The organism is Alteromonas sp. ABV4_150, from assembly GCF_056311745.1.
Map to the genome: position 1 here is coordinate 311023 of NZ_CM149971.1, position 13759 is coordinate 324781.

Sequence of the window (13759 nt, forward strand, 5' to 3'; positions counted from 1 at the left end):
TCTTCCCCATTACTATGGGTAGGATAATTGCCGGTAAAAGCTGAGCAACAAAAGCGGCCTCACAAGGCCGCTTCACTTTTTACTATTTCAAATGGCTATCAAAAAAATCTACCGTTCGGCGCCATGCTAACTCCGCGTCTTTTGGGCTGTAACGGCTTGTTGAATCGTTGTGAAAACCATGCTGTGCTTTGGCATAAGTAAATGCCTCATACTCAGCGTCTTTTTCCTCTAATATGGCTTTATAGCTCTCCCATGTGGCATTCACTCGCTTATCGTTCTCAGCAAAGTGAATCAATAGAGGACCCTTTACTTGGTCGACTAGCGGCTGCTTGGCTGGTGTGCCGTAAAAAGGAACAGCAGCGTCTAACCTATCAGGTATGCTGGCGGCTAGAAAATTAGCAATATACCCACCAAAGCAAAAACCTACCACGCCAAGCTTCCCTGTCGTCTTTTCGTGATCTTTTAACCACAGCGCTGCCGCTACCATATCTTGCTCTATTTTGTCCCTATCAAGGCTCTTTTGCATAGCGCGGCCGTCGTCATCATTTCCTGGATAGCCACCTAATGGGAACAGTGCATCTGGGGCAAAAGCGACATAACCTTGCATAGCAAGCCTTCTGGCTACGTCTTTTATATAAGGGTTTAACCCGCGATTTTCGTGTACGACTAATACGCATGGCGCCACACCGGATTCTGGCAAACTAGAGGGCTGCACTAAATACCCGCCGCCCTCTCCATGGCCTTTGGGCGATGAAAAAACTTCGTAAGTCGCCTTAATTGCAGGGTCGTTAAACGAAACCTGTTCCGCTTTTGCATAGTCAGGGATCAATGCGCCACCAATAGCGCTCACGGTGAGGCCAGCAACTGAAAGGGAAGCAAGGCGAGTTAGAAACGTGCGACGGTCTATATCACCGTGGGCGTATTCATCGTACCAATCGAACGCCTCTTGAGGGATGTTAAGTTCTTTTTGTTGCGATAGTTTTTGCGGTACTTTTTGCGGGTTTGGGGAGTTATTTTGCTTCATTTTTTGAAACCTTAAGTTTACACCGCTCAGCATTGGTAATTGCCCTTCACTGGGTAAGGATCTTTGCTGAGTGGTATTAAGTGGTAGCACAAACACCGTGCCCCGAAAAATGTCGATAATATCTACTGTACTTGGGATAGCCAAAGAAGCAAGGCACGATTCCCTTTTAAGGCAATAACCCTCATGTCACATAAACTTAGCAACTTATTGCCACCAAGAAGCGGCAACTTGAATTGGAGAAGGGTCGTTAGCATGGGATATCCAGACAACAAGGGCGCGTTTTGTGGTTTCTACATGCGAATTGCTAGGCAAAGGCAGGCTTGTCTCATATTGAAATGCGCGAGTGTTGTCAGTTTCGCTACTTGCCACCGCTTTTTCATAATCTAGCACAACAAAATCATGAGTTAGCTTACGCCCTGCGTTCTCACCCCGCTTTACCGATGTTTCTATGCCAAAGCCCAGTAATGCCGTATGTACCGTTAGTGAAGGATTATCCTTGCTGGCGTTTGCTTTATTGAACGTCACGTCTATATTGCCGTTTTTTACCAAAGCATGGAGTACGCCAGACAAAGGGGCGGTTTTATTCGGTAACGGCTGCCCGCGAAACCAACCGTTCCAAGCACGGCCATTAATGGCAAAACCGGGCGTAGCGATAGTGTTGGCTTTGCCTACACGCTTATAGTCTCGTTGCCTTTTACTAAAAGCACTATCAGCAAACGGGTCTTTCCAACCAAGGTAATCCCAGTAGTCCACATGAAAGTTAATAGGAACCAACTCTGTCCATAATTTATCGCTATCTACAAAGCCCGAAATCCACTTTTCTGCTGGGGGGCAGCTGCTACAGCCTTGGGACGTATATAGCTCTAAAACTGTCGTTTGATTAGGCGTACTGGTAAGTAAAAAAGGCGCTTCCGATGCTGCTCCCGGCTCAGGTTCAGGTTCAGGTTCATCGTTCATACTTTCCCGTGAATGAAGCGCAAAAGCAGCCTCTACGATGGGGTTCTTCGAAACTTGGCTAGGCAACTTTTTTAAACCGTTTTCTTGAACTTTTGTGGTATAGGTCTGTTCCGGCTGTGCATTAATACGCCAGTCGTAATCAATAAAGCGAAGCTTGTAGTTGGCAGGGATTGGTTGCTCAATATATAGGTTAATGTACTGGGGCAAATCTTTGGCTTTGCCCGACGCAACAAAGTCCTCTGTGTAGAAGTCTAATATTTCTGATACATACACTCGTTTGCGTTTATCATCCAAATAGAAGTGCTTTGGCTTGTTGAAAAATTCATAGGTAAGCTGTTCTAGCTTTTCATTTAATGACTCTGGGTAAAATGGCGTTTTAGGGAGTCGTGGACAATCTTTCACCATGCAGTTAAGGGCGAAGTGTACTCTTGGTTCGTTAAGCGGCCTTATCACATCATTTTCATAGTCGTATAGATTAGTGACCTTCCCGCCAATCACCACATCCCGAAACTTAAAAAAAGCGGCGCGAGAGAAGAAACTTGTAAAGCCATCCGGAATACCTTTTTCAATCACGCCAAACATTGCCAATGCGTTGTAACTATTGATGTGATAGCTCATTACTTCTTCTGGCGAAGTGAATAATTCAGGTGTTGCGGTTGGGCTAGCAAAGCCAATAAAGGTCACAACATTTTCGAGCGGCGCAATATCCTCAGACAGGGCTTTAAAATTAGTTCGCCCTTCTTCATCAACATAATTTGCTAATATATACTCCCAGTCTTGGGTCGCTTCTTTGTAAGCTTGTTTCAGGGGAACAAGCGCTTGGTTTTCAGCGTTAGCACTAATTGAATTTACTTCATTTGGCTTTTCGCTTGCACTTACACTCTGTACCAAAAACAACAAAAAAAGCGCTAAAACCCATGAAACAAACACTCGCAAAGCGTCACCGAAAGTGCTGTTAAACTTTAGCGAATTAGAATACTGCATGGCTTTTTCCTTATCCTATTTCTGAAGTTTGTTGATTTAAGGGAACGCTATTTGGTCTAGCGCCAAGACCGTTTTTCACCCCGTGAACTGACTTGTGAGTTAGCTCCTGGTTTACATCGCTAACTGGCTTACTGATTGATTCATTCGATGACCTTTCGTTGGGTTCGTGAACAGGCTTATCATCGGCTAGCAGTCGAATAGGGATCACGTTATCCTCTCGATACCGCTCGCCTAAAGGCTGGTATTGCTTAATCTGCCCGCGATGGTTGGTGTAAGAAATCGGCTTTAATATGTGCTCGTCGCGCTCTGCGTTGTGTCTACACATGGAAACAGGGCCGTCTGCTGTCATTACCATAAATGAGCACGCATCAATTCTGTCTTGCTGCAGCGCGCTGGCATCCATAAAGTTTTGAACGAAAAACGACAGCTTGTGAATTCGCCCGCGACTGTTAATTAAACTAGTGCGCATTTCTAACAGCTTTGCCGATGTTGCTTTGGCGAGCTTCCAAACCCACTGTGGACGAGCAAGCAGCGCTTTACTGTAATCCCATATAATCTTTGCGGTGCCGTGCTGCCGGGTTGTTTGTATATGCTTAAAGTCTTCAAGAAATTGCGCAAACAATTGCGCGTCATCAACGACAGAATAGACTTGATTATCGCTAACTAAAGTGGGCATGTAGCTGTGGCAATCACTATGACCTATACGTACCTTTTCCCATGGCAAAGCTTTAGAAATTGTTTTTTCGATTGCCGTTTTTACGGTAAGCGGGTCGACTACATCCGTTCGTGCGCCCCACTCGCCTCGTCCGGTTTCAGCTTGTAGCTGAAACGAAGCAAAACTTACCGCATCTGCGTGTTGTACAAAAAAATCCACCAGCATGGGCAGTTCTTTGAAGTTATCGGTGTGTACTGTGGTATTAAAAATGATCATGAGCCCCAAACCTTTGGCTCGTTCTATGTATTCTTCACGAATAGCATTTAGCGACAGCTCATCATCATAACCTTTGCGTTCTTGGGTGGTGTCTACGTGAAATGCAACGTCGTTAAGCCCAGCTTCGACAAGCTCTGTGAGCAGGCCCCTAGTGGCAGCAATACCGTTTGTAAATAGCGCCGTATGTAAGCCAAGCTTATTTGCATAAGCAACAATATCGATAAGCTCGCTGCGTTTTCTTAACGTAGGGTCGCCCCCAGTAATTTGCACGCTGGTTCCAGGCCCATAGTGTTTGAGCACATTGTCTAATCGCTTGAATACTTCTTGAATGGGAATATCACGAACTGCTTGCGAATGCTCTGACAAATAGCATAAGGTGCAATCAAGATTACATTTTTGCGTGATTTCAACAGCAACACAGCCAATGGTATGTGTTCGCCCCAAAAGTTGATTGGGAGTAAAATGTTCGCCCATTCGCTTTCGTGTAGAAGCAAGCTGTTGATTTCTTGTGATACCAGGGGAGCACGTCATTTCAATGTGCCTTTTTCAAGCTACTCAGTATCAACAAAGACCTTTTACACTTGAAAATACTTTCAAGGCATGGCGCTTTTTTGCACTAGCCACGTTATTTTATTGTGTAGTAAGTCATGCAGAAGCTAGTGAAGCAAAATTCAAAGTAGCAACAACATTGAGCGCGTTCGAAGAAATGAAAAGCCTAGTCTTTTCTGACCCTTACTCAAGCCTTCCGCAATATGAGGTGTCGCGCAAACACTTTGACGTCAACGGCGAGAATGTACTATTGAAACGCGCTCAAAGAACCCTTTCATCTAATGCAAACTTTGTCGAATTAGATACCAGTCATAAGCTACTTCAAGCCAACGGAATTTGCTTTGCCGGTATATGGAAGATGAGTCAAAACAGCCCTTACTCTGGGCTTTTTCAAGCGGGCACAGAGGTACCTGTTATTGTTAGGGCATCCGTCAGTTTAAGCGGAACAAAGCAGCGGGATAAGCGTGCTTTTGGTATGGCAATTAAGCTCTTCCCTAATGTCCATAGTGCACTTACTGAGAACATATTTTTAATGCACTCGCTAGGGGGAACTAAAACCCGGTATGTTGCAAGCTTGCCTATGACTAACGAACCAGCGCTTGGTGAGTTGCCCCCCTTTAGCCAATTGCTTACTGCCTATCGATTGGAAAGCGACCTTGAGAAAGCCGATAAAGCCTTTAGCGGTAAAAAAGCCAATGCGCGGTTTAGACCAGTTTCTCATTTAGCCGCGGTAAAGGTTGGTGATGCAAACTCCAGAATGGCTGGGCATACAGAAGAAAGTACGTCAGAACTGAGCATTTCAACGTCAACTACTTCGAAAGAGATAGAGTTAAACCGCGAACTTGAAGTAAAAAGCGAAGCTGATACAAAAGCCGAAATACAAGGCCCTCACTGGCTCAGAACTGCATTGACCCCAGATACACCACTGGTAGACAAAGATGACTTTCGAGATGAATTGTCGCTACAGCATTACCCCAATAAGACACTGACTTGGACTATTTCTGCCGCCAAATTTAATAATGCAGGAATAGACAAAGCGCATTGGCAAGAAATTGGCGAAATTATATTAACCGAGTCGGTTGTTTCGCTTACCTGCGATACAAAGCTTCACTTTAATCACCCCGCAATCAAATGACGCTGAACTTTTCCGTTTAAACAGATAAACCTCGCGCTAGACGGTTTTTACTGCCTATCGAGATTACCGTATAGTATGCGGTGTATTTAACGTTTTGTTTTAAGTGTTGTTTCATGTCCGCTTCCTTTCGCAAAAACAGTCGCAAGTACAGTCGCAGTATTCACTTGTGGCTGTCGCTGGTTATTTTTATCCCTGTGATCATTGTTATCGCTAGCGGCTTGTTATTGCAGGTTAAAAAAGAATTCGACTGGGTCCAACCGCCTACGCAGAAAGTGCAAAAAGGCCAAAACAGCGCGCCGACGCTGCCTTTTGAGGAAGTACTTCATGCTGTAAAACGGGTGCCTCAGGTTAACTTGAATAACTGGGAAGACATCGACCGTTTAGATGTTCGCCCCGGAAAAGGCATCATAAAAGTGCGCGGCAAGAACCACTGGGAAGTACAGCTGGATGCCCAAAGCGGCGAAGTGCTTCAGGTTGCCTACCGACGCACAGACACCATTGAAGCTATTCATGACGGTAGTTGGTTCTTTGAGGGCGCCAAACTATGGCTGTTTCTACCTGCTGCTCTGTTACTTTTTGTGCTGTGGGTAACCGGCCTTGTTATGTTGTACAGCACCCTGAAAAGCAGATATCGAAAAAAGAAATACCGTCAGTCGCTTAACAACTCATAGTTGGTAAGTGATGGCTAGCTGTACACTTTCCCCTTGAGCAAACGCGGCTTTGTCATCGGCACTGGTGTAATAGTGTTGGTTAGTAAGGTTACTCCAGCTTGCTTGAAGTTGCATACCCTCACCTAACTGCCAGTTCGCGCCAATATCTAGGGTAAAAACGTCGCTAAGGGCTCGTTCGCCGTCTGTAACGTCTGTCTTACTAGCGCGATAACTTAGTACCGTAAACAAACGCGTGTCTTGCCAATTAACACCTACATCTAGGCGCTGATTGTTTGCGGGTACATCTGCAATAGTACCGCCCACGTTGCCTTCGCTTTTATCTTCCCCTTTAATCCACATGCCACTAAGTCGAGCATCGAAGATGCTGTCTTGTGATTGCCAGCTAACCTGATAGCTTGCGCCTTCTATGGTTGCACTATCTAAATTAGCATATTGAAGTACATCTTCAGCAACTGTTATTCGTTCAATATAGTTATCAATTTGCTGATGAAACACTTCAATTAAGCCCTGAATATGCCTTGCGCTGTAGGCCACGGTTAACTGTTTATTAAGGGCTTGTTCGGTTTCAAGCTGTGTACTACCTAGCACCGTACCCCGAGGCGTTTCTCCAGCAAAAAAACGCTCAGTTAACGATGGGTTTCGAAATGCACTAGAAACATACAGGCTAGCTGACCAATGGGGAGAAAGTTGATAATTTGCGCCCAGATAACCACTAAAATTTGTGGTTGATTGCGACTTACTAGGCTGGGCATTAGCATTATTAGGTTGGGTTGGGCTGGCACTTGAATCATCAGACTGTCGCTGCCAATCAACCCTTGCACCGATTGCCAGTGACAAGCTTTGCCACTGACGTGAAGTATCAACAACGGCTGCGGTGTTAACTTCACTGGAATCAAGCGTACGCACTTCATAGGCAAGTTCTGATTCAAATGCGTTTGTAATCAAACTGGATAGTGGAGAGTGAGGTGATGCGCTTTCGACTGGGATTAATGTGAATTCTCTCTCATCTGCCACCACACCTTCACGACCGGATAGCTGAAACTGCCAATTTAAGTCCCAGCCTTTTATCTGCGTATCTGCATTGATATTGAAGCCATAATCAAACGCCTTATTTTCGCTGTCATTTATGCGACTTCCTGATCGTAGCACCGAGGTATCTAAGGTTGATTTATGCCACCAGACATTCCCAGCAAACAAATTATCTTCGAACGCTATCTTACCAAGCCAATGGGTATTGTTTGGGTAGGTTGTTATTCTGCTTTCAGGGTAGTCACTGCTAGATTTACCAATGTCGCTATTATCAGAATAAAGCGTCCACGCCTCTTTTATGATGCTATTTTCAGGTCTGTGCCTAAGAAACAACCCTGTTTGTTCAAATTGATCAAACAGCGGGTTTCCGTTCGCATCCTCACCGTTATTCGCGCTTCTGTATGAGATATTCCAATCTGTAATGCCTGACTTTTCTGTGCCGTTTGCGCCATTTCTGCTGCTATCGGCAGCACTGGTTCCGGCATAACTCACGGCTTTCATCTGCTGATTACTACTGTAACCTACTCTCAAATAGGACTCTTTGAGTGATTCAAACTGTAAGTTCACCGCGCCGCCAATAGCGCCCGAGCCTAGATAAGTGGAAGCTGCGCCCGGTAATACGGTGGCTGACGAAATAAAATCAGGCGGAATAAAGCCTACACTTGAGCCTGCTCGCCTATCGCTGACAATAGGAACACCATCCAGCAAGGTTTGAATTCGCCACCGCGAATACCCTCGCACACTAATACTTTGTATCTGTCCGCCCTGCCCGTTTAACGATACTGACGGCGATTGAAGCAGCACATCATTGGCATGCAAAGGCGATACTAAACTGCTCTTGTCAAACTCATATCGTGGAAAAATGTGCGAAAGCGTTTCGTCATAGTAGGGGCGCGTAGCCGTTACTGTATAGCGTTCAACGCTATTGGATGGTTCGCTTTGAGCAAAGCTCGTTGCCGATAAAAGTGATAACAAAAACACTGGAATAAACCGTGACGTATATATAGATGACGAAGATATAAAAGGCGAAATCATAGGTGCAGGTAAACCTGATGAAATTTCAATAAACATTGAAGGACGTTGAGCTGGCAAAAAAGAAAACAATAAAGGTCTCACTAGCCGATACGTACGAATGATAGAAGTAGGTACCGAAAAATCTGGTTAAAAATGAAAAGAAAAACGCGGCAGTGAAGCTACTGCCGCGTATTAAGCACAATAATGCCGAGTGACCGCTATTTAGCGATTACAGGAAGCCCCGTAGTCCATGGACCACCCGCATCAAGTACTGCTTGCTGAAGCTTAGGTACAGCGGTATTTTGCAACGTACTGATACGCGTTACCACGCTATCTAGACTGTCTTGCGCATAGCCAAGCTGATCTTTGTGCTGCTGTGTCGGCCCATAAGATGAACCTAACGCAGAACGTGCATAGCGCAGGCGACTCATGATATTCGCTGGCTTAATGCCCATTTTATCGCGTGATTTAAGACCGTAAAACGCTCTGTTCACTTCGTTTAACTCGTCTTGAATCGCAGCAAATTGGGCTTCAAGTTTTGCCACATCATTTGGCGTGCGGTCTATAGCTGTGCGCAACAAAGCTATTGTATCTTTAAGCTGCGTCAGCACTGTCGTTGAAGAGAGCGCACGTTTTTGCGCTGTGCTTACCTTGTCTGAATAAGCGGCAATTTCTTCATAAGTGGCACCGTCAAGCGCACCTTGAACAATAGGCTTAAGTTCAAACGAAACAGGTTCAGAAAGTGGTGTTACCTTGGCATCAACGCGTTTGAACAAGGTAGCAGTATAGGTACCTGGCAGCGCCATCAAACCTCTATCTTTACTTTCTTTATCCGTTAGCGGACTCGTCGATGTATGCTTCATATCCCAGGTGATGCGATGCAAGCCTTTCTTCGCTTTACCCTCAACGCGCTTAATAACGTCTCCGTCGCTGTCGCGTACCTCAACATAGACTGCTGGCGCCGCTTCTTGGTTCTCTGCTTCTACAGCTTCCCAGCTTGGGTATTTAGGGTACTTCTTGTCTTCTATTAACTTCTTCTCAGCTTCTTGGCGTTTTTCTTTTGCCGTAAGCAAGCTGTCTTTCAGATAATAGGTGAAGGTTGCACCATGCTCAGGGTTTTCGGCAACAAAGCGGTCGTCGCCGTCAGAGTCTGTGTGATTGTCATCTAGCTGGAACCATTTAACTGGGCGGCTCGGGCCAAACAAAATGGCGTCTTGTTGCATAGACTTTTCAGTTAATGAACGCAGCGGCGCATAGTCATCAAGAATGTAGATACCACGACCAAAAGTACCGGCCACTAGGTCATTCTCTCGGCGCTGTATTTTCACGTCGCGGGTTGAAATAGTCGGCATACCGCCGTCTAACTCTACCCAGTCTTTACCGCCATCTACCGAGAAAAACACACCAAACTCTGTACCGATAAAGAGCAAGTCTTTGTTCACATGGTCTTGCACTATACGCCAAACAAGATGTTTCTCAGGCAGGTCTTCAGCAAGCGATGTCCAGCTTTTGCCTAAGTTAGTCGATTTAATAAGATAGGGTTTATAGTCGCCATATTTGTGATTATCTAGCGCCACATATACAGTATTTGGATCGAACAAGTCAGCGCGAATATCATTCACATAGGAATTGGCAGGAATGCCTCTGATATCGTCTAACTCAATCTTTTTCCACGATTTGCCGCCGTTAGTTGTAACTTGGATGATTCCATCGTCAGTGCCTGCCCATAGAATATTTTCATCCACTGGGCTTTCTGCAAAGTTGGCGATGGTATGAAATTCGGTCATGGCATATAAGTCCCAACCGGCTTCTACCGACCACGTGCGCCCCATCAATGGCGAATGCATACGATTACCGTTTTTTGTTAAATCGCCTGATACCGGCGTCCAGCTGTCGCCGCGATCATCGCTTCGCCAAACACGCTGCGATGCAAAGTAAATACGCGCTGGGTCGTGCGCCGAAACATTTATCGGTGCATCCCAGTTGTATCGTTCTGCCGGGTCGCCTGGTAGTGGCTGAGGCTTGATGTATACCCCTTCTCGGGTTTTCATATCAACGCGGGTCAAGTTACCCTGCTGCCACTGAGAATACATAATATCCGGGTTGCCTGGTTCTACCGCTGGGCCGTGTCCGTCACCACCTAACGTTAAGAACCAATCTTTGTTCTTTATTCCCTCTTCTCGCATAGTGCGTGAAGGGCCGCCTTGCGTTGAGTTATCCTGCGCACCGGCGTAAATCTTGTAAAAAGGCTTTGAATCGTCTGGCGCAACTTTATAGAACTGAGTCAACGGCAAATTAGCCATAAAGCGCCAGTTCGCCATTCTGTCGTGAGACATGTAAATACCGCCGTCAGATCCCATTAACACAAAATCCGGATCGGTAGGGTGGAACGCCATGGCGTGGTCGTCCACGTGCTTGCGCTTAGTATTAATAGGCGTCCATGTTTTACCGCCATCGTCTGATACTTTACTGTAGTTACTGGCGATATAAACACGGTCAAACTGATGCTGGTCGGCGAAAATTTCTTGATAATAGTGAGGGCCAGTACCGCCACCTACTTCATCAGACATCTTAGTCCAGCTAGCGCCCTGGTCAGCTGAGCGATAAAAGCCCCCGCCGCGATTATCAGTTTCAATAGTGGCATAGATAACATCAGGGTTCATAGGCGATATAGCCATCCCAATTTTACCCATATTCCCTTTCGGCAACCCTGTTTTAAGCTCCGTCCAGGTTTCGCCACCATCGTTAGAAGTATGAATACCTGCACCTTCGTTTGTGCCCACGTAAGCGCCAATTGAACGCTGACGTGCCCACGTTGCTGCATAAAGTTTATCTGGATTGCGCGGGTCGATAAGTAAAGATGTTACGCCCGTCCATTTATCAGCAGGCTTAAGCACTTGCTTCCAGGTTTCTCCCCCGTCGGTAGTTTTATACAAGCCGCGCTCGCCACCGCCACTCCACAGTGGACCTTGGGCAGACACCCATACAATATCTGGGTTAGTAGGATGAATAATAATGTCTGAAACGTGCTCTGACTTCGACAGTCCCATGTTTTTCCAGGTCTGTCCGCCATCCAATGACTTGTAAACTCCGTCGCCGAAGCTGATGTGTCGACCGCCATTATTTTCGCCAGTTCCCACCCAGATAATGTTTGAGTTACTTGGCGCAATGGTTACATCACCAATGGAGTAAACTGGCTGGTCGTCGAAAATTGGCGTCCAGGTCGTACCAGCGTTGGTAGTTTTCCACACGCCACCCGAGCCCACCGCGGTGTACCATGTTGAGGGATTGTTCTGATCGACTGCGATATCAGCGATACGCCCAGACATGTACGCAGGCCCAATATTTCTCAGCTCCATGGCTTTGAATGTTGAACTGCTGAAGACTTCATTCTTGTCGTTTTTGTCTGCAAAGGCGGGGGTGCACGCAAGTGCAACTGATACAGCAACTGCCGCTTTAAGAGCTTTTTCATTATTGTTATCCAGTGTGTTTGATAGGGCTCAAAACCCTTTTTTAATTTGTAGTACTATCACTCTATAGCATTACTAATAAATGCTTAAAGTTACAATGTAACATACGACCAACTGCCCATTACAAAAGTTGAAAATATTGTGCACCGACTTAACATTACTTAATATCTTGATGGTCATTAGCCAGTGCATTTTTTCAAAAAGTAGTTTAGCCCTACCGACTCAATCTGTACACTTATTAAACAAATCGTATATTATCCAATCTGGATCTTTGTTTTACTATTCAGGGCGTCAGCCTAAGAATATTAAATACTGATACTGACTAACAGGATTCAAATAGACACGAAAAAGCTTAAAAGCTCGAAGGGAATACATAAAAATAATATGCGGATTAGACATCTAACAATTTTACTCGTCGTTGCCAGCGTTCTACTTAGTGCCTGCACACCTTCACAACCTACAAACAAAATTCTGATCAGTGGTCCTTTTGAACCAGTTAATAACGATCCGTCAAGTACCGGCTACATGTTTACACGAATGCAAATTCTGGAAACACTCATAGACGTAGATAACCAAGGTCAGCTTATCCCAGGACTTGCTAGCTCATGGTCAAATGATGAGGGCTTTACCGTTTGGACATTCAATTTACGTCCTGATGTGTATTTTCATGACGGCACATTAATGACCGCCGACGCCGTCTACAAAAGCCTTTCGGTCGCGTTTGGTAAACCAACGCCATTTTCAAAAGATATGATCGCCAACATGGAGGTGGTATCAGAATATTCTATCCAGTTCACCTTGAACCAAAGTTACCGTCCTTTCCCTTCCCTGTTAAGTAATTATGCAACTGCGATCGTGGCACCTGCAACCTTCGGCAAGTTCAACAGAATTAAAACCTTAATAGGTACAGGCCCCTATCAGATTGCGCACTTTGAACCACCCCACAATATTACAACCACACGCTTCGACAATTATTGGGGCGAGCCCGCTGTTATCGAAAACGTTGAGTACGTAACGGGTCACCGCTCTGAAACGCGGGCGCTTATGGTACGAACGGGGCAAGCAGATATTGTGTACAACCTCGACCCTGCCGCGGTTAGCATGTTGCGCACTGACTCTAACGTAAACGTTTATAGCGACAGGATCCCTCGCACGACTTTAGTTAAGTTAAATAGCGGCCATCCTATCCTCTCAGATGTAAAAGTAAGGCAAGCATTGAGTTTAGCGATTGACAGAAAGGGCATTGCATCTGGCGTAATGCGTATATCGAATATCTCTGCTGATCAGCTATTTGGTCCAAATATTCGAGACTGGCATATTCGTTCTACTGCCACAGATAATGCTACCAATACTATTTCAATGAGTGACGCAGACAATAATCCAACAATAAATAACAGTGTTGAAAATGGAGACTTATTATTAAACAGGAAAAAAGCGGCACAGCTACTAACCGACGCAGGATGGTTAGTAGGTGAGAATGGCGTGCGCTACAAAGATGGCTCACCTTTAACGCTTGATATGATTACCTATGCCAATCGGCCAGAACTCATTACCATTGCCACAGCAATTCAAGATCAGTGGGCTAGCATTGGAGTGAAGCTCTCTGTCCATATGGAAAATGTAAGTGCCATTCCTTCAGGGCATGCTGATGGTACATTGCAGACTGCACTTATGGCGCGTAACTTTGCTAACATCCCAGACCCTCTCGGTATAATGCTGGCTGACTTTTCTTCAAAAGAAGGCGGAGATTGGGGGCCAATGAACTGGCAAAATGAAAAAGTGTTTAGTGATTTAAAAACCTTAAGTCACACCACGGATGAACACGCTTACAAATCGTTGATATCATCAATTATGCAAGAAGTTCAAAAAGACGTTCCTCTCATCCCCGTTATGTACTATGTACAGCAAACGGCTACATCTAGGCGACTTAGAAACTTCAGTTTCGACCCTTACGAGCGCTCTTTTCGTGTATCTCAAATGAGAATAACCCCATAG

8 protein-coding genes are annotated in these 13759 nt (G+C 45.4%); 3 read left to right on the forward strand and 5 right to left on the reverse strand.

Annotation, left to right across the window (positions count from 1 at the left end; translation table 11 throughout):
- Positions 1-82: 82 nt before the first annotated feature.
- The 3 genes from ACYX4M_RS01375 to ACYX4M_RS01385 form a co-directional block, all read right to left on the reverse strand.
- Positions 83-1024 (reverse strand): dienelactone hydrolase family protein, encoded by a 942-nt coding sequence (locus ACYX4M_RS01375; protein ID WP_476081574.1) that lies wholly within the window; start codon positions 1022-1024, stop codon positions 83-85.
- A 204-nt stretch (positions 1025-1228) separates the two neighbouring features.
- Complete coding sequence (locus ACYX4M_RS01380; RefSeq protein WP_476081575.1) at positions 1229-2965, reverse strand: DUF1223 domain-containing protein; 1737 nt, start codon at positions 2963-2965, stop codon at positions 1229-1231.
- Between the two features lie 10 nt (positions 2966-2975).
- Positions 2976-4427 (reverse strand): radical SAM protein, encoded by a 1452-nt coding sequence (locus tag ACYX4M_RS01385; protein WP_476081576.1) that lies wholly within the window; start codon positions 4425-4427, stop codon positions 2976-2978.
- A gap of 4 nt (positions 4428-4431) precedes the next feature.
- Here ACYX4M_RS01385 and ACYX4M_RS01390 point away from each other — a divergent pair, with 4 nt between their 5' ends.
- Positions 4432-5580, forward strand: a complete 1149-nt coding sequence (locus ACYX4M_RS01390; RefSeq protein WP_476081577.1) for a hypothetical protein — start codon at positions 4432-4434, stop codon at positions 5578-5580.
- A gap of 113 nt (positions 5581-5693) precedes the next feature.
- Positions 5694-6251 carry a PepSY domain-containing protein gene (locus ACYX4M_RS01395; RefSeq protein WP_476081578.1) on the forward strand — a complete coding sequence of 186 codons (558 nt, stop codon included), beginning with the start codon at positions 5694-5696 and terminating at the stop codon, positions 6249-6251.
- Here the strand turns inward: ACYX4M_RS01395 and ACYX4M_RS01400 are convergent.
- Positions 6246-8351, reverse strand: coding sequence for a TonB-dependent receptor (locus ACYX4M_RS01400; protein ID WP_476081579.1), 2106 nt, complete (start codon positions 8349-8351; stop codon positions 6246-6248). The genes ACYX4M_RS01395 and ACYX4M_RS01400 overlap by 6 nt on opposite strands.
- A gap of 161 nt (positions 8352-8512) precedes the next feature.
- The gene (locus ACYX4M_RS01405; protein WP_476081580.1) at positions 8513-11623 is read right to left on the reverse strand and encodes a WD40/YVTN/BNR-like repeat-containing protein; all 3111 of its coding nucleotides are present in this window, start codon (positions 11621-11623) and stop codon (positions 8513-8515) included.
- A 525-nt stretch (positions 11624-12148) separates the two neighbouring features.
- Here ACYX4M_RS01405 and ACYX4M_RS01410 point away from each other — a divergent pair.
- A complete protein-coding gene (locus ACYX4M_RS01410) occupies positions 12149-13759 on the forward strand; it encodes an ABC transporter substrate-binding protein (protein ID WP_476081581.1) in 1611 nt (536 codons plus the stop codon).

What these genes read in the sequence shown, in the direction of transcription:
- ACYX4M_RS01405 (WP_476081580.1), bottom strand. Translation starts at nt 11,623, where the DNA reads ATGTCTGGGCGTATCGCTGATATCGCAGTCGATCAGAACAATCCCTCA.
- ACYX4M_RS01380 (WP_476081575.1), bottom strand. Translation starts at nt 2,965, where the DNA reads ATGCAGTATTCTAATTCGCTAAAGTTTAACAGCACTTTCGGTGACGCT.
- ACYX4M_RS01400 (WP_476081579.1), bottom strand. Translation starts at nt 8,351, where the DNA reads ATGTTTATTGAAATTTCATCAGGTTTACCTGCACCTATGATTTCGCCT.
- ACYX4M_RS01375 (WP_476081574.1), bottom strand. Translation starts at nt 1,024, where the DNA reads ATGAAGCAAAATAACTCCCCAAACCCGCAAAAAGTACCGCAAAAACTA.
- ACYX4M_RS01395 (WP_476081578.1), top strand. Translation starts at nt 5,694, where the DNA reads ATGTCCGCTTCCTTTCGCAAAAACAGTCGCAAGTACAGTCGCAGTATT.
- ACYX4M_RS01390 (WP_476081577.1), top strand. Translation starts at nt 4,432, where the DNA reads ATGTGCCTTTTTCAAGCTACTCAGTATCAACAAAGACCTTTTACACTT.
- ACYX4M_RS01385 (WP_476081576.1), bottom strand. Translation starts at nt 4,427, where the DNA reads ATGACGTGCTCCCCTGGTATCACAAGAAATCAACAGCTTGCTTCTACA.
- ACYX4M_RS01410 (WP_476081581.1), top strand. Translation starts at nt 12,149, where the DNA reads ATGCGGATTAGACATCTAACAATTTTACTCGTCGTTGCCAGCGTTCTA.